Annotated in this window: 23 protein-coding genes and 1 tRNA gene; 2 read left to right on the forward strand and 22 right to left on the reverse strand. The window is 33.6% G+C overall.

The annotated features are described in order from the left end of the window. Positions 1-2: 2 nt before the first annotated feature. The 7 genes from ACKI44_RS03175 to ACKI44_RS03205 all read right to left on the reverse strand — a co-directional run bounded on the left by ACKI44_RS03175 (position 3) and on the right by ACKI44_RS03205 (position 6,100). Positions 3-704: a ribosome assembly factor SBDS gene (locus ACKI44_RS03175; protein WP_407421459.1), complete on the reverse strand. Its 702-nt coding sequence runs from the start codon at positions 702-704 to the stop codon at positions 3-5. A 36-nt stretch (positions 705-740) separates the two neighbouring features. Continuing rightward, a complete protein-coding gene (gene psmA / locus ACKI44_RS03180) occupies positions 741-1,511 on the reverse strand; it encodes an archaeal proteasome endopeptidase complex subunit alpha (protein ID WP_407421461.1) in 771 nt (256 codons plus the stop codon). 217 nt (positions 1,512-1,728) lie between these two features. Beyond that, the gene (locus ACKI44_RS03185) at positions 1,729-2,085 is read right to left on the reverse strand and encodes an Rpp14/Pop5 family protein (protein ID WP_407421463.1); all 357 of its coding nucleotides are present in this window, start codon (positions 2,083-2,085) and stop codon (positions 1,729-1,731) included. After that, positions 2,086-2,784: a ribonuclease P protein component 3 gene (gene rnp3, locus ACKI44_RS03190; protein ID WP_407421465.1), complete on the reverse strand. Its 699-nt coding sequence runs from the start codon at positions 2,782-2,784 to the stop codon at positions 2,086-2,088. A 70-nt stretch (positions 2,785-2,854) separates the two neighbouring features. Next, complete coding sequence (locus ACKI44_RS03195) at positions 2,855-3,358, reverse strand: hypothetical protein (RefSeq protein WP_407421467.1); 504 nt, start codon at positions 3,356-3,358, stop codon at positions 2,855-2,857. A 61-nt stretch (positions 3,359-3,419) separates the two neighbouring features. Next, entirely contained in the window at positions 3,420-5,276 is a 1,857-nt protein-coding gene (locus tag ACKI44_RS03200) for a transglutaminase domain-containing protein (protein ID WP_407421469.1), read from the reverse strand. Between the two features lie 230 nt (positions 5,277-5,506). Continuing rightward, on the reverse strand, positions 5,507-6,100 hold the full coding sequence (locus ACKI44_RS03205) for a zinc ribbon domain-containing protein (RefSeq protein ID WP_407421471.1): 594 nt from the start codon (positions 6,098-6,100) through the stop codon (positions 5,507-5,509). A gap of 420 nt (positions 6,101-6,520) precedes the next feature. Between ACKI44_RS03205 and ACKI44_RS03210 the strand changes: the two genes are divergently transcribed. Continuing rightward, on the forward strand, positions 6,521-6,802 hold the full coding sequence (locus ACKI44_RS03210; RefSeq protein WP_303736289.1) for a winged helix-turn-helix domain-containing protein: 282 nt from the start codon (positions 6,521-6,523) through the stop codon (positions 6,800-6,802). On the opposite strand, the gene ACKI44_RS03215 is transcribed toward ACKI44_RS03210, so the two are convergent. The 8 genes from ACKI44_RS03215 to ACKI44_RS03250 form a co-directional block, all read right to left on the reverse strand. Further along, on the reverse strand, positions 6,799-7,776 hold the full coding sequence (locus ACKI44_RS03215; protein WP_407421474.1) for a zinc ribbon domain-containing protein: 978 nt from the start codon (positions 7,774-7,776) through the stop codon (positions 6,799-6,801). The genes ACKI44_RS03210 and ACKI44_RS03215 overlap by 4 nt on opposite strands. Further along, the gene (locus tag ACKI44_RS03220; RefSeq protein WP_407421476.1) at positions 7,777-8,682 is read right to left on the reverse strand and encodes a double zinc ribbon domain-containing protein; all 906 of its coding nucleotides are present in this window, start codon (positions 8,680-8,682) and stop codon (positions 7,777-7,779) included. 9 nt (positions 8,683-8,691) lie between these two features. Further along, positions 8,692-10,953, reverse strand: a complete 2,262-nt coding sequence (locus tag ACKI44_RS03225) for an OB-fold nucleic acid binding domain-containing protein (protein ID WP_407421478.1) — start codon at positions 10,951-10,953, stop codon at positions 8,692-8,694. Between the two features lie 9 nt (positions 10,954-10,962). Beyond that, positions 10,963-11,463, reverse strand: a complete 501-nt coding sequence (locus ACKI44_RS03230) for a hypothetical protein (RefSeq protein WP_407421480.1) — start codon at positions 11,461-11,463, stop codon at positions 10,963-10,965. Positions 11,464-11,546: 83 nt separating this feature from the next. Beyond that, positions 11,547-11,912, reverse strand: coding sequence for a desulfoferrodoxin family protein (locus ACKI44_RS03235; protein ID WP_303736284.1), 366 nt, complete (start codon positions 11,910-11,912; stop codon positions 11,547-11,549). 52 nt (positions 11,913-11,964) lie between these two features. Continuing rightward, positions 11,965-12,339 carry a Fe-S cluster assembly scaffold protein NifU gene (gene nifU / locus ACKI44_RS03240; protein WP_303736283.1) on the reverse strand — a complete coding sequence of 125 codons (375 nt, stop codon included), beginning with the start codon at positions 12,337-12,339 and terminating at the stop codon, positions 11,965-11,967. Between the two features lie 2 nt (positions 12,340-12,341). Next, on the reverse strand, positions 12,342-13,547 hold the full coding sequence (nifS, locus tag ACKI44_RS03245; protein WP_407421483.1) for a cysteine desulfurase NifS: 1,206 nt from the start codon (positions 13,545-13,547) through the stop codon (positions 12,342-12,344). 27 nt (positions 13,548-13,574) lie between these two features. Then, positions 13,575-14,870 (reverse strand): O-acetylhomoserine aminocarboxypropyltransferase/cysteine synthase family protein, encoded by a 1,296-nt coding sequence (locus ACKI44_RS03250; protein WP_407421485.1) that lies wholly within the window; start codon positions 14,868-14,870, stop codon positions 13,575-13,577. A gap of 224 nt (positions 14,871-15,094) precedes the next feature. Here ACKI44_RS03250 and ACKI44_RS03255 point away from each other — a divergent pair, with 224 nt between their 5' ends. Next, positions 15,095-15,613, forward strand: a complete 519-nt coding sequence (locus ACKI44_RS03255; RefSeq protein WP_407421487.1) for a flavodoxin family protein — start codon at positions 15,095-15,097, stop codon at positions 15,611-15,613. A 10-nt stretch (positions 15,614-15,623) separates the two neighbouring features. Here ACKI44_RS03255 and cysS read toward each other — a convergent pair whose 3' ends face one another. From cysS to aroA, 7 genes are all read right to left on the reverse strand, one after another. Beyond that, positions 15,624-16,964 carry a cysteine--tRNA ligase gene (gene cysS / locus ACKI44_RS03260; protein WP_407421489.1) on the reverse strand — a complete coding sequence of 447 codons (1,341 nt, stop codon included), beginning with the start codon at positions 16,962-16,964 and terminating at the stop codon, positions 15,624-15,626. A gap of 34 nt (positions 16,965-16,998) precedes the next feature. Beyond that, positions 16,999-17,070, reverse strand: a tRNA-Cys gene (locus ACKI44_RS03265). Positions 17,071-17,143: 73 nt separating this feature from the next. Next, on the reverse strand, positions 17,144-17,518 hold the full coding sequence (locus tag ACKI44_RS03270) for a transcriptional regulator (RefSeq protein ID WP_407421491.1): 375 nt from the start codon (positions 17,516-17,518) through the stop codon (positions 17,144-17,146). 2 nt (positions 17,519-17,520) lie between these two features. Beyond that, a complete protein-coding gene (cysE, locus tag ACKI44_RS03275; protein ID WP_407421493.1) occupies positions 17,521-18,231 on the reverse strand; it encodes a serine O-acetyltransferase in 711 nt (236 codons plus the stop codon). 99 nt (positions 18,232-18,330) lie between these two features. Continuing rightward, a complete protein-coding gene (gene cysK / locus ACKI44_RS03280; RefSeq protein WP_407421495.1) occupies positions 18,331-19,278 on the reverse strand; it encodes a cysteine synthase A in 948 nt (315 codons plus the stop codon). 127 nt (positions 19,279-19,405) lie between these two features. Next, a complete protein-coding gene (nth, locus tag ACKI44_RS03285; RefSeq protein WP_407421497.1) occupies positions 19,406-20,029 on the reverse strand; it encodes an endonuclease III in 624 nt (207 codons plus the stop codon). Continuing rightward, the gene (gene aroA, locus ACKI44_RS03290; protein ID WP_407421499.1) at positions 20,030-21,346 is read right to left on the reverse strand and encodes a 3-phosphoshikimate 1-carboxyvinyltransferase; all 1,317 of its coding nucleotides are present in this window, start codon (positions 21,344-21,346) and stop codon (positions 20,030-20,032) included. Between the last annotated feature and the right edge of the window lie 3 nt (positions 21,347-21,349).

Consider the following 21,349-nt stretch of genomic DNA (forward strand, 5'->3'; position numbering starts at 1 on the left):
AATTATTTAATAGTTTTCGTCTCTGCTTCACCACTTGAAATCTCAGCCATTTTAGCAGCAAAAGAATCCTGAAGGCCTCCAGGCATTTCTACAATACCAATCCATGAACCGTCCTGTTGCCATTCTTCATTTAAAATTTCACCAAAACCGTGAATAACAGAATAAGCACCACCTGCTGCAGAACCAGGTAAACGAACAGCCACCTTAACTTTTTCAAATCTAATTGGAATAAGCGGTTTAATGGCTTTAAGAGCTGTTTGAACCTGCTGGTCTACAGAAGTGAAAGGATCGAATTTAACTTTTGCCTCATCACATGCATTTTCAATTCTTTGAACAGGATGCGGAAGGCCGTTTTGCGGATTAATAGCTTCCTTAGCTATTTTATTAATAACCAGTTTTCTTTTTTCTGCCTGCATCTGTCTTTTTTGGTCTGCAGTCAGTTGAACGGTTCCTTTTTCAAGGATTATTTTAGAAACTTCAATAGGATCTGTAGTTTCAAATATTTTATTCATCGCTTCTTCAGAAGCTTTATCTCCTTTTTTGGAGTCTTTAAAAATTTCTTCAACAGCTAAAAGATCTTCAATGGCAACGTCCTGTCCATCAGGATTTCTAAATTCAGCTGCCAAATCAGGGTCAACCAATATTTCGAAATGTTCACCACTATATTCATATTTAGCTATTATTGCTTCATCTACATTTACCATTGAAACATCCCTCAACTAAAATTAATCGAAAAACATTTATTCTTCAGATTCTTCGCCTTCTACATCTTCTTCTTCGGTTTCTTTTTTACCGAGAACGTCATCAATGTATGAAGTTACTTCATCTTTTGAAAGTTTTACATATTCACCATCGTCTTTTTTAATGACAGCTATTTCAACATTGTCTGAAGTAGTATCATGTTCGGTAGCGTCATTAATAGCAGTTACTGCTAATGCAATAGCTTCATCGATGGATAAATCATCTTTATATTGCTCTTCGAAAATATCCATTGCAGCGGATCTTCCTGAACCAATAGCGGTTGCCTTGTATTCAATTAATGCTCCACTAGGATCTGTTTCGAACAGTTTGCATTTGTCATTATATACTCCACCAATAATTAAAGCGGAACCGAATGGTCTTACTCCACCGTTTTGGGTATATAACTGTAACATGTCACATAATTTTTTAGCTAGGCTGTCTACTCTAATAGGTTCACTATAGGTTATTTTATTGATTTGAGCTTCCACTCTTGCCCTTTCAACCAATGCTCTTGCATCAGCAACAAGACCTGAAGTGGCTGCACCTATGTGTTCATCTATTTTGAATAATTTTTCAATAGATGATGATTCTACTAAAGTAGAAGTAGTTCTTTTGTCTACTGCTAAAACAATACCATCAGGACATTTAACACCTATTGATGTGGTACCTCTTTTAACAGCTTCTCTTGCGTATTCAACTTGGAAAAGTCTTCCATCTGGACTAAATACAGTAATAGCCCTATCATATCCAGCATTTTGTAAAGGTTGCATATTATTACCTCACATTTAATAAATAATTTTATAAATATAATTTTTAAATTCAACTACTAAAAAATACAAAATTAAAACCAAATCTCCATGAAAAGGTACTTTTAATTTTAATCATGAAAATAATTAAAATATTTTTTTCTTTTTTCCATAAATCCAATTGTTATTTATATATTTAATATATTTATAAAGTTTTCTATTTTTAAATAACAAAAAGTTATTAAATGAATTTGGAACAGCCTTTTATTGTGCCTGAAATGCCAATGCATGTTATTGAAATTTTATTTCTATTGTAATTATTAACCAATGCCAGGCTGGAACGGACTTCATCTTCAAAGTCCCTTTGACATCTTAAAATAGCTTTATATTCATTGAAAAATGAAATATTATCCTTATCAATCAGTTCAATAGTCCATAAATTGAAATTGGACGTATTGTTTTCACCCTGAAAACGGACACATGCATCCCATACGATTGAAGTGAAATCATTTTTTGTCAGTTCCTCTTCGGATTTGATATCCAAAACAAGATAATGATTATGTTTTCTTTGAGATTTTGGAAGAACTTTAAGTTTCATCTAATCCACCACCTTTACGCCTGAGAGAATCATGTTTTTCCTATCATTATTGAATTTCAAAATGTTTTCTGAAGCCTTAAATGAATTTTTAACTTCCAATTGGCTTAAACCTGACTGGGTAAAAACAGCCTGAAAATCCTTAACCGTTCTTAAATCAAAAACGAATTCTGCACCGGAGGATAAAATCAGAGGAAAATCATATTTTCTATGCAATTTATAGATGTCTCTAAAATTAGCAAGTACCTTTGATCTGTGTGTGAGATAGGACTTCAAGACATCACTGAAGACAATTTCAACGGCAACATTATTATCCTTTGCCTCTTTTGCCAAAACATGATTTAATCCAGAGTCATATCTTTTAAGATAAGGTTTTGAAAGTACATCAATCTGAATATTTTCCAAAGATGCACGATTGACCTTCAAGTCACCTCCCAAAACAGAAATGCATGAAGACTTCTTTCTGTATTTGCGGACAATCTTTCTGATTTCTGAAGGATTGTTTGATTTAATGAGCAATGTATAATCAATACCAATAACATCTTCTAAGTTATCTTCTAAATCCTTTTTAAAAGATAAGGCATCATCATATTCATTTTGAGTATATGAAAAATTAATGTGCTTCCAGTCATAAATGGATGCCTGTTTCGCCAACATTAAATTGTTATCAAAACTGCTTCCATTAACATTTAAATCAAACATAGTAAAATTTTAATATTTTATATATTATTAACTTTACTAAAAAAAAGAAGAGGGGTTAGAATAATCTAACCTAAATATAGACCATAGTCTCTGGAGTTAAATTCATTTGTGAATATACTTTTTTATTTTTCATGACAGGATCGTCATCTGGATTGAAATTATCTCCGGAATTATCTGAAACTACAGAATCACCATCATCAGCATAATGTTCATTAGGTAAATCAGGCATTTCTGAAACAAATTTATTTCCATTTGCATCATATCCTTCGAAGAACAATTTACCATTTTCACGGTATATTCTATCTGCAGGAGGATTTTCACTGACAACCTTAAAGTTAGGAACTACACCATTTATTTCAGATTTTAAAGCAATAGATTTACTTACACCAGCAGAATTATCCATACTACTATTGTCTACACTAACAGATTTATCTACAGAAATATTACTGTCTTTTGTAACATCATTAGTATTTTTAGTAGAATTTGCATTACCATTAGTTAAAAGTGCATAACTTGATGAAATGAGAAATACAACTAAAATAATACCAATAACTATTGCGTATTTTTTGTCCATACGTGCCTCCTTTATAATTTAATATGTAATATATTTTATATATATTAATGATTTAAATATTTTATGATTTATATCCCTCTTTATTAAATGCAGCGAAATAATCCCTATTAATAGAATAAGTTTCAATTCCAGGCCAACATCCAAAATTATATCCCGTAATCTCAGCAACAACCCATTTATTATCAATTTTAACTTGTGTCCATGCATGACCATTAATGAGATTAGAATCAACTCCAGTCACACCCCTTACAATAAGTCCTGCTTTTTTTGCAATAGCCATGAATGCATTAGATTGGTCAACACAATTCCCCATGAACAACATAAGAGAATTATAAGCATCATTTAATCCGTTACCATACAAACGATAATTCATTCTTGAAACATATGAATGAATAGCTACAGCCTTTTCCAAATCACTATTACAATTTGCAGTGAGCTGATTAGCCAAATTTATTATTAAAGTATTATTTAAACATTGATAATCATTATAATCATCAGTCCACGTTTGATAATCATTGTTCATGTTACCATCAGTGATATAAATTAATTTATAAATGTAACTACTTAGATGAGCAACACTCGCATACATAGCAGAAACACCATAAACTCCCGTAGCCTGATTTAATTTAAAAAAAGCATTGCCTTGATTATTTGTAATATTGGAATATATATTTCCATTAATCCATAAGTCAACAGATCTTCCAGTTATTACATTTCCACCAGTAGTTTTTAATGTAACAGTTAAAAAAGTATCTTTATTAAAGTAAGTTCCACTAAAAGTTATAGTGCTCGCTATATTCGATTCATAAACGGCCAATGATGTTGTTATTGTTTTTGAATTATAAGGAGTTGGTGATTGAGGGTTATATGATGCAGTAATAGAATAAAAATAACCTGGATTTAAATTAATATTTAATTTAGCTATCCCATCAGAATTTGTATATCTAGTATAAGTATCTCCATTAATTGAAATAAGAACAGATGCATTACTAATTGGTTGATATGAATTATCAGTTAATTTTACTAAGTATTTCTGTGAATGAGTAACAACAGATTTAGTTAATGGAGTGAGAATTACATTTTTTCTTGCAACAGTAATCGTAGTTGAACCAGAACATTGAGAATAAAATGTATCTCCTGCAAATGAATAGTAAACCACATATGTACCAGTATCCAAATTAATACGTAATTTAGACATACCTTTAGCATCAGTAATTCTAGGATAAATGATATTATTGACATTGATATATACATTTTTGTTTGCTAATGGATTATTATTCTCATCCAACAAAAGAATAGTAAAATATTCAGTTTGATATAATTCATTTAATTGATATTTAAAATGACAATTACCCTCAAATACCTCTACATTCATAACATTATTATATGCACCATTACTAAAGTGCACCTCATGATACCCTGCATTTTGTGTCATATTAATTTTAGCGATACCATTGGTATCTGTTGTTGTTTGAGTTTCTACACCCTCAATATTAAAAGTTACTTGCTGATTAGGAAGTGGAATACCATCAGTAGACCCCACAGTACGATTTTTTAGAATAACTTGAAAATATGATCCTTTTTGAACATCCTGAGTTAAAATAGTAAAATATCTCTGAGAATTTTTTGAATTTATGTCCTCAGGATTTATAGTGAGAGGATCATTATAAATTAATTCCTTTTGACCATAATTTAAGCCGATATCATCATCAACGACCTCAATTTTACATTTATCTGTTTGATTTGTATAAAAATGCTCAATTTCTGTATTCAAATATTTCTGATTATCTATTTCTACAATATCTATTTTGTTCAAATCAATTGAATTGTAAATTCCATCAATATCCTCTGCAAAAACAATAGGATTTGAAATTCCAATTAATATGATTAAAGTCAATAATAAAATTTTATAATTCATTTTTAACACTTCTCCCACAATATATTACCAATTAATATTTTTATAATACATAAATATATAGTTTTATGTCAGGAAACCTAAAAAAAATATAATATTCAGTTGCAGTTACAATTTAAAATTAATAATATCCGATTAAAAATATTAAAAAATCACCATTTATTTCAAAAAATTTCAATTTTGGCGTAAAAGAAAAAAAGAAAAGTGATTAAAATAATCACTTAAATGAAAAGCTATTGGTATCTGTAGAACTCTACTTGCCAGCTGACAGTCTCGTAATAATCAATAGTAAAGGTTTGCGGAGATGAGGATGTGTAAGATACGGAATCGGATCTTGTTTCAACAGCACTGTTTGAACCCCAATCCACACCTGCAGACTGTCCGTTAGAACCTGTAACGTACAAATGATTAGTTGCATAATTTTTAATAGGATATGCAGATATCTTAACCATAATCTGTCCTGCAGGAACATTTATTGACTGACTACCACTTCCTGAACCGGAATATGTTCCGATCAGTTTCCACTCTTTTGACTCTTTAGCTGGTTCGGATGAAGTGGTCTGTTGTGAACTTTCCCCACTAGAAGATGGGGCTTGCTGGCTTTGTGAAGCTGACTGAACTTGATTAGAAACATTAGAATTATTATTTAATGCAAAATAACCTATACTAACTGCCAAAATAAGAATTATAATCACTAATGCAACGATAATTATTTTGGAATTGTTATTGTTTTTTTCAATTTCAGGCTTTGCTTCAAGTGAGTTACCACACTTACTGCAAAACTTCGCAGTGTTTTTATTTTCAAAACCACATTTACTACATTTCATAATATCAATAATTTAATTGATTCTATAATAGTAATTTTAGAATTTATACAAATTATAGATTTCCATTATATCTTTTTAAGATAGAATAATACTATTTAAATAATCTTAAACACATCATATAAATAACTTAGTATTAATAATGATTTATTCCTATGGACAAAATATACATTTATTGTGTTTAAAAAAATATTTGACAATTGAATAAACTTATGAAAAATATATGATTTTTATTTAATTTTTGAACAAAAATATTAAAAAATTTTTAATTAGTTAGCATCTTTAACACAATTAATAAATAATTTATTAATATTAAATTGATGTACATAAAAATACATTAATGTTCAAAACAATACATTAAAAACACTAAAAAAGTGCCATAATTCTAAAATCTTTTATATTAGAACATATAAAATAAGTATTATGAGTAAAGAAAATGACGAGCTTTTGAAATTGACATCATATGTTCAAATATCAAAATATCGTGAAAAAACCTTAAAGTCTATTGGTGATGAAGTAAAAATACCAACAAACATTGCAAAAGATAGCGGTATTAGAACTAATCACATTTCAAAAGTTTTAAGCGAACTTAAGAACAAAGAAATTGTTGAATGCATAAATGAAGAAGCTCGTAAAGGAAGATTATATAGATTAACTGATACCGGTAAAGAAGTATTAGACACTATAAATGAAAAAGAAGATTAATCAAAATCTTCAAACTTATTTTTCAAATATCCTAATTCTTCTCTAGCTTCTTCATTATTTAATAAATACTCAAAGTGACTACCGATTAAATTCAAAAATACAATGTTTTTTTCCTGAGGGTCACAGACCAGATCACCAAAATCAGTTTCAAGTTTTTTAGTTTCAATCATGTCTATTTTAAACTGCAGTCTAATGGCTTCCCTTAAATCATCATTGATATATTTTTGCAAATAATGAATAACTTCATAAGCAAAGGAATTAGCTATCCTAATGTAGACATCAATTTCTTCACTGCCCATATTCAAATCGGTTACACATTTAATGAATGAATTGAAATTCTGATATTTTAAAGGTATGAATCTGTTTTCAACGCTGTGGGCGTAGAATTCATTGATAACTTCAATATCAGGCAATGTCAAAAAATGCTCCACAAAACTTTTAATGACCGGTGAAGGATTTACCTCCAAAATTTTTGATAAAATATTAACAGTAATGTCAAAGAGTAAAAAATGAGCCAGCTCGTGAATAATTGTTGAAGTCTGAAGGCTTTCATCTAAACGGTCATCAAATAAAATAAGCTGACTTCCATATTCTCCACGCTGGATACCGCTTGATTTTGGAACGACATAGGTAAAAACATTGGCAATTTGGAAAACCTTTTCTTTAGGACTTTCCCCACTAATATTTGCATAATCCAGTTTCTTAAAAATATTGTTTAATATTTCCACATATTCCTCATACTGGAAATTTGCATTTAAAATCCGTGAAAGATTATGCTCACTGAATAAGACATCAAAACTGTCAATAGCTATCGGCGTTATCTGAGCGTGACAATTAATGCAGACATCACTTGAATCAGGATTTTTTTGACCGCAGACAGGACAGATGTTTTCCTCAACTATTCTGCATCCGCAGTGTGTGCAATAGTTATTTTTTTTCAAATTCAAAGTTCCGCAAACTTCACATTTTTTCATCTAAACACCGTTCCATGCATTTCTAACAGACTTGATAGTTTTTGAAAAAGATTTTTTACGTTTAATAATCTTTTTAACATTTTTACCACAATTAGGACAGAATTCTGAATTGAAATCCATTATTTTACCGCAGCTGCAGACGATCTTGGATTTAATGAGTCTTTCGGGATTCAGACGTTTTTGACATGATGAACAGAATCTTGCACTCAAAGGATTTCTGGTGCCGCAGACACATATGATTTCTGAGATTTCCTCATTAAGACTATTTCCGCACTCAACACAAAAGTCAGAGGTTGAATCATTCAAAACAGAACATACACACAATATTTTGATTTCATCAATATGGTGATAACCGTTTAAAGGAATTCCGCAATTATCACAGTATTGGCTGTCTTCGGAATTTTCTTCTCCACAAACACAAAAAATAGGATTTTTATACTCCAAATTAAAATTGGCATGAGCATCATCAATTTTAACTTCCTCATGCAAATACCTGCCACACATTTCACAAAATTCACTGTCTTCGGAGTTTACAGCACCGCATTCACAGATAATGTCATTATTGACTTCAATATCGTCCATGTTAAATTTCGGCTTTACGAATTTTTTAATGAATCTTGATATGCTCTTGTCAATACGTTTTACACCACAAAATGGACAGAATTCATTATCAATCTTATTTAAATATCCACATTCACATATATCATATTTAAAATCAGCATCAGTGTTGATATATGGTGAAAAATCAATTTTCAAATCAAAAAAACCAATATTATGGATTGGAGGAGTGAAAAAATAATTATCCTCATTATCGAGAAAAACTGTTTCAGCCCCACAGGAAGAACATTCCTTCTCGTTTGGCTTTAATCTCTTTCCGCAATCAGGACAATAATTCCAAAACCCCATAAAAATCAATTAAATTTTAGATAAAGATTTTATTTCATTAACTATTTGTGAGAGGACTTCTTCTCCCAACCCTTCAATATACTTGACGGAACCTGCGCATTCATGTCCTCCTCCGTCAACACCTGCTGAAGGTACCTTAACAGCTAATTCTGAAACAATATCGTTGACATTGAACCCAAATTCCTCATTAACTGCATCGGTTGCTCTGAATACACCGAAATCAGGCCCGTGACCTAAGGTAACTATAGGCTTGTTTTCCCCAAGCTCTTTTATCACACTGTCATGGACAAAACCGCAGGTTTTTCCTGGAGCAGGGAATGTGAACTTATGGGCAAACTTCTCAACGTCAATCATATTGAAGTAAATTCCATTCTCAAACTGGGTTTTTTCAATGTTTGGAAGAACCGCTTTAAGTTGAGTATCGATTCTCTTTTCATATTCCTTATATAAAGCATCAATCATTTTATAATGTTTATCAAAATTATCGACAGCAAGAATGGTATCCATTATTCCCCTACCGTTCATGAATCTCAGGAAATAGGATTCGAAATCAATACATTCAGCCACTTTTGACAAATGCTCTTTTGTAAAGTCTTTTTCATATGCAAGTTCCAGATACTGATAAACTTCACCGCATTCCGCACGGTCTCCCAATGCTGCAATAGCCGGAAGATGTTTTATTAGCTCTTTAACTTCAGGGTTGATGATGTGGGCAACTTCTGTGGCCAATGCTCCTGCAGTTAACTGTGAGTCTCCGCCGACAAGGTAAGGGTTTACATGAGTATCAACATACTCATCAACTGCAACGGTAGCGCCTACGATTTCACCGTCACGCTCATCTACAGTCAATAAATCTCCAGGAGAGTGGTGATCTATTACAACAACTTCAATATCATAGATTTTAGCCTGCATTAACGCCACAATGTCTTCTTCTGTAGAACCGTTATCAAGTAAAACTATTAACGGCAGCTTCTGACCGTGCCTTTCCTGGTCTTCAAGTGCAAAGGACAAGTCTTTTACAACGTCTTCAAGCTCATAAAATGGAGCTTTTGATGGAGAACGTTTGAAATAATAATATTGCGCATCATTGCTTGGATTGTTCCTTTCAATCAAAGGAACGATTGCCTTTTCCATAGCAACTCCGGCACATATTCCATCAGCGTCATTGTGGTGTCTGAGTAAAACTGTCCTGCCGTCGAGAATTGCTCTTCTGATCTTGTGGGCAGCCTCCCTCATCTTAGGTTTAAGTTTGTTTAAAATGTCACTTTTGACTAAGAATTCAACATCTTCAGGTCTGGCTTTCTCATTTAATGCATCGTCAATTAATTTTAAGATGTCATCCTTTTTGGTTCCTTCAAGTTTTGTCATTGAAGATGCTTCAATCTGTGTCTTTCCGCCATGCTGATTAACATCACCCAATATTTCAACGGCATCACCTTCTGAAACTTCAGGATATGCCCTGACACCTGCCTCATCAAAGGCAGCAACTTCAGCAACGCCACTTTCATCAGTTACGGTAAATATTGTAGGGCCTGATGTCTGCTGAACCTGTAAAACTTCACCGTCAATGCGAACCATCCTTCCCATTTTACTGTCCAAGTCATCAATGACAGTACGGGGAATGGATTTTGTTAATTTGATAATCCTATGATTTCTAACGTAAGCAGGAGCAAAATCAATCTTTCCTTCCCTTGATTTGATGGAAGTGATGAATACTATTACTTCATCTCCCACATTATAGCCGGAGACTTCTCCTCTCATGAGACCCCAGACGTTATTGTTTAAAGTAACGAATGCACCGTATTTTTCAATTCTGGTAATTTTTCCTTTGTATAGTTTATCACGGTCCATATCACGCATCTGAACCAGAGGATCTAAAATATATACATCTTTAACTTCATTTTCACGTGCGCGGCGTTTCTCTTCAGCCTCTTTTCTTTCCCTACGTTTAGCTCCACATTCAGCGCAAATGTCGTATTTTTCATCTAAAGGTTTACCGCAATCACGGCAAACATTAACTTGACCTGTTCCATTACAATAAGCACAGTCTTCATAAACTTCAACCTGGCCTTTTCCATTACAGACTTCACATGGAACATCCTGTTCTGCACCTAAATCAAATTTTGCTCTAGCATTGTTATTTACTCCTTTGAAATGATTTCCAACATCAAAAGAGTCCTCTTCATATCCGGTTCCTCCACAGCTAGAACATTCCTTATAATCTACAACAACAGATCCGGAACCGTTACATTTTGGACAATTCTTCTTCAATTTAATACCTCATTTAAATAAATTAGGATTTTCTCTAACCAAATTGTTTCTTACATTCTGAAAGTCTAATGCTTCGTTCATCAGTTCATTGGCATGGCTTGAATAATCATTTCCTGTACTGTTTTGATAATTCCTATAATAATCTATTGATTCCAATAAATTCTCAGTAGCATTAATCTTAAGTTCAAGCTCTTTAATTACTGTATTGATATAGTTCTTATGAACGTCATTAGTATCAGACGTAAAATTATCTTTTATATCCAATAATTGAATCATACTTTGATTAAAATTATTTTCGGCCGAAATGGCCTTGTTTTTTGCTTCATTATAACTTTTATCATTCAACAAATCAACGGCACGGTTGTAATCGGAATCCCCCGCAACGATACTTGAACTGATATCGGGCATTGCCTGGTTCATACTGCTTTCAGTATTATATAAATAGATTACAGCACCTGAAAAAACGATTAAAATAACGATAAAAATTATTACTTTACTATAATTTGACACATTATAATATATGTAAAAAAGATGTTATTAATATTTGTCATGAAAAGAAAAAAAAGAAAAATTTTAAGATAAAATCTTAAAATCTATTCGCTGGACCAGAGTCCGTGTAAGTTACAAAAAGCAAATGCTTTTACATCATCAGCAGAGTTTACTGTGAAGGTTGCTTCTGCAACATCTCCTGGTTTGAAGCATTTTGCGTATTGTTCAGCACCTGCTTCAACAATCAAGAATTGAATGTAATGGTCATCATCCATTGGATGAGCAGCTTCACCGACTTTTACGGTTACTTTGTCACCATCAATTTCAACAACAGGTTTGTGTTTAGGAGATTTTTCTCCTTCAGTCTGTGCCGGGAATTCAAACATATGAGTATCGCAAGTGTCACCGTCATCTTCAGCTAAAACTTGGATAATGCTTCCACAATCGTCACATTTTAATATTTTTGCCATAACAAACATCTCCATAAATTTAGTTATATTTATGTATAGTTGTCATGACTATTTAACTTTGATGGGTTTCGTAATAGTTTTCAATAGCTGCCTGAAGACCGTCGGCTGCAAGATTTGAACAGTGCATCTTAACCGGTGGAAGTCCGTCAAGCTCATCAGCCACATCATTACGTGAAATTTTTAAAGCCTCATCCAAAGTTTTTCCAACAGCTATTTCGGTAATCATGCTGCTTGTTGCAATTGCTGCACCGCAACCGAATGTCTGGAAGGATATATCTTCAATTTTATCATCTTCAACTTTGATGTAGATAGTCATCAAATCTCCACAGGTAGGGTTTCCAACAGTTCCAACCCCATCAGCATCTTCCATTTTTCTACAGTTTCTTGGATTTGCAAAATGATCCATTACTTTTTCACTATAATCCATATTTAACACATCCTACAATCATCATGTTTTTTACACATTACACCATCATAATCAAGTTCCTGATTCCAGAGAGGTGACATTTCTCTTAATCTTTGAACAGCTTCACTAAGAACATCTACAAATTCATCAACATCGAATTCATCACTTTCAGGAGCTAGAGATATTCTTAAGGAACCATGGACATCCACAGGATCCAAACCTAAAGCAGTGAGTACTGGTGAAGCTTCCAGTTTATTGGATGAACAGGCAGAACCTGTTGAAGCCTGATAACCTTTAGCATCCAATAATAAAATTAAGGATTCACCTTCAATAGCTTTAAAACGGATGTTGGCAATATTAGGCAATCTTTCATTAACATCACCATTCAAATAAGACTCAGGGATAGTATTGAGTACTTTTTCAACGATTTCATCCCTGATTTTAGATAACTTTTCAGCATGCTCATCAAGTTTTGAAGTGGCAATTTCTGCAGCTTTTCCAAAACCGACGATTCCTGCAACGTTTTCAGTACCTGCCCTGATACCTCTTTCCTGGCCACCGCCATGAATAATCGGTATTAATCTGACGCCTTTTTTGATATATATTGCACCTACACCTTTTGGACCATTAATCTTATGGGAGGATACGGACAATAAATCGATATTCTGCTTTTCAACATCAATCTTAACCTTACCGAAAGTCTGAACAGCATCAGTATGGAATAGAATACCATTTTCATGAGCTATTTTTCCGATTTCCTCGATAGGCTGCAAAGTACCGATTTCATTGTTACCATGCATAATAGTAATTAAGATTGTTTCAGGAGTGATAGCCTCCTTTAAATCTTCAATTTTAATAATACCATTTTCATAGACCGGCAAATAAGTTACTTTAAAATCGAGAGATTCCAGGAAATATAAAGATTCTTTAACAGCAGGATGTTCGATTTCAGAAGTAATAATGTGTTTACCTTTTTTGCGTAATTTGAAAGCTATTCCTTTAATAGCCAAATTATCAGATTCTGAACCTCCACTTGTAAATATTATTTCATCTTTTTTTGCGTTAATGGAATCAGCTATTCTTTGTCTAGCTTCTTCCAAAGCCTTTTTAGATTCACGACCTATTGAATATAAAGTGGAAGGATTACCGAATTCATCTTTTAAATAAGGTAACATTTCTTCCAATACTTCATCACTTATTTTTGTTGTTGCTGAATTATCTAAATACATCCATATCTCCCCGATTGTATATTAATTTTAAATTTTATCTAAAGCTTGACTTAAATCATCAATCAAATCATTTACGTCTTCAAGACCTATTGATAATCTAATGAAGTCTGGAGTTACACCAGTTGATTCCTGTTCTTCCGGAGTCAATTGCTGATGAGTGGTACTTGCCGGGTGAATAGCTAAACTTTTAGCGTCCCCAATGTTTGCAAGAATTGAGAAAAGGTTTAAATGTTCAATTACTTTTCTGCCTGCTTCTTCTCCACCTTCAACTCCAAATCCTAAAATACCTGCGAAATTATCTTTCAAGTATTTTTTATTATTTTCATATGTTGGATGGGATTCTAAACCAGGATAGTTTACCCATTTTACTTTAGGATGGGATTCTAAAAATTGCGCTACTTTTAATGCATTTTCAGAATGTCTTTTTACACGTACATCCAAACTTTCCAAACCTTGTAGGAAAAGAAATGCGTGTACAGGTGCTAAAGTTGCTCCTAAATCCCTTAATAATCTTGCTCTTACTCTTACGGTAAATGCAAGGTTTCCAAGTTCAGGCACATCTCCAAATGAATCCCAGAACACTAATCCATGATAACTTGGATCCGGTTCAGAGAAGTTAGGGAATTTACCGTTACCCCAGTTGAATTTACCTGAGTCAACTATATATCCTCCGACAGCAGTTCCATGTCCGCCAACATATTTTGTTGCGGATGCTGCAATTACATCAGCACCATGTTCCAAAGGCCTTACTAAACCTACACCAACAGTATTGTCTACTATTAATGGAATGTCATGACTGTGAGCAATTTCAGCCAAAGCTTCAAAGTCAGGAACATCCAATTTTGGATTACCTATTGATTCAGCATAGATTGCTTTTGTTTTTTCATCAATAGCATCTTCAAATGCCTGTAAATCCTGTGAATCAACAAATCTTACTTCTCTTGCCAAATCTTTAAATGTGTAATCAAAGAGCTGGTAAGTTCCACCATATAGGTTATCTGCAGATACTATATTGTCTCCAGGTTGTGTGACATTCAATATTGCATAGGATATTGCTGCAAGACCACTTGATGTTGAAATACCAGAATTTCCACCTTCTATAGCAGCAATTCTTGCTTCAAATACATCATTAGTTGGATTTGTAAGTCTTGAATAAATTTGACCAAATTCTTGAAGGGCGAAACGCCTTGCAGCTTCGTCAGAATCCTTAAATACATATGAAGTAGTCTGATAAATTGGAACTGCCTGTGCTCCAGTTGCTGGATCTGGTTCCTGACCTGCTCTTACACCTAAAGTTGCTAATCTATAATTTTTATTACTCATTTATCATCACCTTATAAATTATTTTTTAAAAATATGTCATATGTTATAATGACAATATAACAATAGTTATTTTTTATATATAAATGTTTTGATTAACCTAAATTTTAGGAAAAAAATAAGTACTGTTATATTATAACATATGTTATTATACTATATAAACATTGTTATATTTTAGAAAATTTTAATTGTAATATATACTAAAATAATAATCAGGAGAGATTAATATGAAAACTATTGCTTTAATCGGAAGTCCACGTAAAGAAGGAAATTGTGACCAATTAGTTTCAAAACTATTTGAAAATATGGAAGGATATACTAAAAAATTCTACCTGAACGATGTAGATTTACAGTTCTGTAATGCATGTCAATCATGTCAAAAAGGAGACTGTATTAAAGATGATGACGGAAGAAAAATAATCGATGAAATGTTGGATTCAGACATTATTGTATTCGCATCACCAATTTACTATGGTCAAATGTCAGCACAGGCAAAAACAATTGTAGACCGATTCTATATGATTTCACAAAATCCTGATAAATCATTAGAAGGTAAAAAAGTTATCCAAATATTTACCCAGGCAAATCCTGGAGATGCATTTGACGGATACATTAAATCATTAGAAACAATGCCGTTTGCTTACATGGGAATGGAAGTAATCGACACAATTATTGCAAAAGGTGCTGCCGGAAAAGGCGAAGGCATCGAAGATGCGCTTAAAAAAATAGAAGAATTGGAGATTTAAATCTCCTTTCTTAATCATTTATTTCATAACCTAAGTTAATTAACTCATCACGTATTTTATCTGACAAATCATATTGTTTTGCTGCTCTTAACTGGGATCTGACATCAGTAATCAGATTCAATAAATCGTCTGAGCCTGCAGATACTTCTTCCAAGGTAAAGTCAATACCTAAAATCTGAGAAACATCATCTAAAAATGATTTAATAGCTATTTTATCATTATCTGATAAGTCAATGGATTTGCAGTCACTGATTAAAACGAAAATAGAAGCAATAGCTTTTGGAGTGTTAAAGTCATCATCCATACTGTTAAAGAATTCTTCTTTAGCAGCAGTTAAAGCTTCAAGATCTGATTCAGCGTCACCTGCTTCAACATCCAATGCAGAATAGAATTTTTTAATTTTTTCCAAACTTTTTTGAGACTGATGAAGTGAATCTTTTGAAAAGTCAATAGGACTTCTGTAATGGGTGGATAAAACAAAGAATCTGAATGTGTCTGCATCCCAATCCTCAAGCAATTCACGGATAGTAATGAAATTGTGGAGGGATTTGGACATCTTTTCTCCGTTAACATTTAAAAATCCTGTGTGTAACCAGTATCTTACCATTGGAGATTTGCCGCTTACAGCTTCCATCTGTGTGATTTCAGCTTCGTGGTGAGGGAAAATCAAATCAAGACCTCCGCCGTGAACATCATACTGTTCACCGAAGTAATATTCTGTTATTGCAGTATCTTCAATATGCCATCCCGGTCTTCCGTCACCCCATGGAGAAGGCCATACCGGCTCGTCTACACCTTCACGTTTTTTCCATAGCGCAAAATCCTGTTCATTTCTTTTGGTGGTTTGGGCCAATTCACGGTGTGATTCAAGCTCATCAACCTTACGGTTTGACAGTTTTCCAAACTCTTCAAATTTTTCAATTTCAAAGTAAACTCCATCTTCGCTTTCGTAAGCAAATCCCTTATCTATTAATCTTTGAATTTGGTCGATTATTTCACCAAGATGATCAGTTGCTCTTGCGAATAAATTAACGCCTGTGACATTTAATTTGGTCATGTCTTCAATATACCTTTTTTCAAATTTCCTAGCTATATCATGTGCTGGAATTCCTGATTCTTTTGACCTGTTTATAATTTTATCATCAATGTCAGTGATATTTTGAATGTAAAAAACAGCGTATCCTGAGTATTCCAAATACCTTTTAATTGTATCAAAAGAGATATAGGTTCTTCCATGACCGATATGCGCATCATCATAAACAGTTGGTCCACAAACAAATAAATTTATACGATTTTTGTTAATGGTTTCTAAATTTTCTTTACTACGAGTTAATGTAGAGTAAATATCCATAAAAAATTCCTCAAAAAAATAATTATATAAATAGAGGCAAGTGAGGGATTTGAACCCCCGTTTCATGGTCTGCAGCCACGCACCTAAGCCGCTCGGTTAACTTGCCCAAAAAATCAACAGTCTAATAAAATATTAGATATTAATAGTATATAAATATTACTAAAAATATCGATATTTTCCTATTTTGCTTCAGAACCCATACAGGATTGACAATCTTCGTTTAAGTCAGATTTGTCAACATCAAGTTGGTTTAAAACATCAGCAGGACTGACATTTCTGCAAATTGCACAGGTTCTTGGAATTAAATCTGCCTTAGTTGATTCACCGGTTGACAATTCAAATGCAAAAGCTTTAATCATTGCTCTAACATCGTCCTCCAACTTAATTCCACTACCACGTTTATCTGTGATATACTGTGATACTGCAGGTTGAGTTATATCCATAAGTTCAGAAACATCTTTCTGTTTCATTCCTAAATTCAATAGTTCTTTAGCCAATTCTGATCTGATAGCAGGTATTACATACCATACAACTATTTCGCAGGGTGGTTTCATTTTCAATCACCATCTTTTTTAAATATGTCTCCGTAGTTCTTATTCTCTAAGACACCATCATTCAAACAGAGATCATGTTTATCAAGTAAAATTTTTATAATTTCCTCATTTTCTTCAATTTGCTTTTCTAAAGACCTAATTGCTTCAGCAACAGGGTCAGGTAATTTATTATGTTCTAAATCGACAATATGAGCATTATTTTTACATTTGACAATTCTTCCAGGAACCCCGACACAGGTGGATTCCGGAGGAACATCCTTTAAAACAACAGCACCAGTACCAATTTTGGAATATTCGCCAACAGTAATGTTTCCCATTACCTTAGCACCGGCACCAATAATTACTCCACGTTCAATAGTAGGGTGACGTTTGGTTTTTTGAGTAGTGGTTCCACCAAGGATTACTCCCTGATAGATCAATACATCATCACCAACTTCAGTAGTCTCACCTACAACAACACCCATTCCATGATCAATGAAGACACGTTTACCGAAAGTTGCACCGGGATGAATCTCAATACCTGTGATAAATCTTGCCAAATTAGAATTCATCCTTGCAAGAAGCTTAAAAGAATGTTTCCAGAGATAATGACTAACCCTATGCATAAGTAATGCATAAAATCCAGGATAACATAAAAATATCTCCAGAGTGCTTCTTGCAGCAGGATCTTTTTCTTTTATAGCTTGAATTTCACTTCTCAGCCCGTCAAACATCGATAAACCTCAAAATTTGAAATGGATAAAATTTATATACAGTATAAAATATTTATACCATATGTTATATTTAAATGTTGTTTATACATTAAACGAGATTTATTCAAATAACCAGTCAACGGATAAATATCTTTCACCATTATCCGGTAAAATCGCAATTATTCTTTTACCTTTGTTTTCTGGTTTTTTAGCCAATTCTAAAGCAGCGAAAGTTGCAGCACCAGAGGAAATACCTGCAAAGATACCTTCTTTTTTAGCAAGTGCAACTAAAGTATTGCCCGCATCCTCATTAGCTACAGGGAAAATCTCATCTACAACATTTTCATCATAAATTGAAGGAACAAATCCTGCACCAATTCCCTGGATTTTGTGAGGTCCTTTTTCACCTTTACCTAATGTTTGAGAATCTTGTGGTTCAACTGCAACAATTTTAACATCAGGAACTTCTTCTTTTAAGACTTTACCAATACCAGTAACTGTTCCTCCAGTTCCGACACCGGCAACGACAATGTCAACATTTCCTTCAGTGTCTCTTAAAATTTCCTGAGCTGTGGTTTTTGCATGAATCTCTACATTAGCAGGATTGTCAAATTGACCTAAGATAATTGCATTAGGATTTTCTTCTTTGATTTGATTTGCTTTTGCAATTGCTCCACCCATTCCTTCAGAACCTGGAGTCAAAACGATTTCAGCACCGAAAACAGCGAGCAATTTTCTTCTTTCAACAGACATTGTTTCAGGCATGGTTAAAATTAACTTATAGCCTTTTGCAGCTGCAGCAAAACCAAGACCAATACCAGTATTACCGCTGGTAGGTTCAACGATTACAGAATCTTCATTTAATAATCCTTTTTCTTCTGCATCTTCAATCATTGCAACAGAAACACGGTCTTTAACACTTCCTGTTGGATTGAAAGATTCCATTTTTACATCCACTTCTGCTTCTAAATCTTTTGTTAAATTATTTAATTTTACGATTGGAGTATTTCCAATAGCGTCAACAACGCTATCCAATATTCCTCTTTTTAATTCAGGTACATTCACCATAGTTTTATCTCCTAATTTTTTATAATTGTTTTCAAAGGCATAGTTAAGGGTTAGTATAACAATAGTTATTTTTATTATAACCATTGTTATATAACATTGTTTTTATATATAAATATTTCTAAAAAAATCAGTTCCCGTCATAGTCACATAAATAGCTGACAGGACACATTTCACATTGTGGAGATGTAGGTTTACAGATATTCTGACCGAACTGGACCATAAGGTCATTTAATTTAATCCATGACTCACGAGGAGCGATTTTGGACAATTCGATTTCAGTTTCATCAGGAGTTTTGGTATCGACAAGACCCATCCTATTGGAAATTCTGTGAACGTGAGTATCAACCGGAATTGCCGGAAGTTCAAATGCAAAAACCAAAACGCAATTTGCGGTTTTACGGCCAACACCCGGAAGCTTGACAAGTTCCTCTAAAGTATCCGGCACTTCGCCACCATATTCATCAATCAGAATCTGTGAAACTTCCTGAATACGGCCAGCCTTTACACGATAGAATCCTGCAGGCTTGATTAATTCCTGAACATCTTCTGTTGGAGCATCAACAACCTCATAGATATCCTTATATTTTGAAAATAAATTTTCAGTAGCCTGATCGGTGTTTTCATCACGGGTTCGTTGAGATAAAATTGTTCTGATTAACACCCTATATGGATCATGGTCATGAAAAACCCTAATTTCAAAAACATTATCTAACTCTTCAACGATTTTAAGAATTCTATCTCCTTTACTCATTTAAATCAACTCCAGTTCTAAACCAATTTCTGCCATTGCCTCAATAAAGTTTGGAAAAGACACGTCAAATACTTCGCCGTTAATTATCTCAATATCATGCTTTAAACCGATTAAGCTGAATGCCATTGCCAGCCTATGATCACCGCAGGAATCAACTATACCTCCAGTGACCCCGCCAGTAATGCTCATGCCGTCTTCAAACTCTTCAAGTTCACAATTGAGCTTTTTAAGCTGTTTACATGTAGTATCGATTCTATCAGTTTCCTTTACTCTTGCATGCTTGACGCCAGTGATGTTGGTTGTTCCCTCAGCCATTGCCGCCAATACCGCCACAGTAATCAGCAAATCAGGAGCGTTGGATAAATTGATATCAATTCCTTTAAGGTTGCCGTCAGAAGTGATTTCAACATAATCATTATGGACATCTATTTCAGCACCCATTTTTTCCAATATTTCCAATATTACTTTATCTCCCTGTTTAGAACCTTTAAACAGATTTAAAACCTTAGCATGACCTCCATTAATTGCAATTGCAGCAAGCAAATAGGAAGCGGATGAATAGTCCCCCTCAACAGTGTAATCGCATGGAGTGTAACTTTGTTTTCTCACTTTAAACTCGTCAATTCGGCAGCTTTGATGCTCCTTATCGCAGCTTTCATGTTTAAGGTAAAATCCTTTAAAGACTTTCACACCGAACTTTCTCATGATATCCAATGTCATGTCAACATAAGGGCGTGATTTAAACTCAGGCAATACGAATAATGTAACGCCGTTTTCAGATAATGGGGAAGAAATCAGAATTGATGAAATATACTGTGAACTGACACTACCTGAAATGTTAGTATGTCCACCGAAATAACCCGGTTTAATTAAAATAGGAGCCTTCCCATTGTCGTTAATGGATTCGGCATCAACTCCCAAATGCCTGATTGAATTGATAAGCAAATCCATAGGACGAGTCTTGAGGGATTCATCTCCGGTCAATACAACATCATTATCGGACAAACTGGCGACACTTGTCATTAAACGTAATGTGGTACCGGAATTTGCCAAATCAATCGGATCCTTGCTGGAGTTATGGAGTTTACCTGAAGTACCTTTAACTTCCAGATAATCGTCATGTTTTGTGATTTCAGCACCCAATGCTTCACATACACGAATTGAAGCTAAAGTGTCTTCGGAATATAGCATATCATATAACTTAGAAGTTCCGCAAGCCAGTGATGCTAAAATGACTGCTCTGTGAGAATAACTTTTGGAAGGGGGAGCTTTAACGACCCCACCGATATCAGAAATATTTTTTACTTTAAGATTCATTTA

The organism is Methanobrevibacter sp., assembly GCF_045646205.1.
In the GTDB taxonomy this organism is placed as follows: domain Archaea; phylum Methanobacteriota; class Methanobacteria; order Methanobacteriales; family Methanobacteriaceae; genus Methanocatella.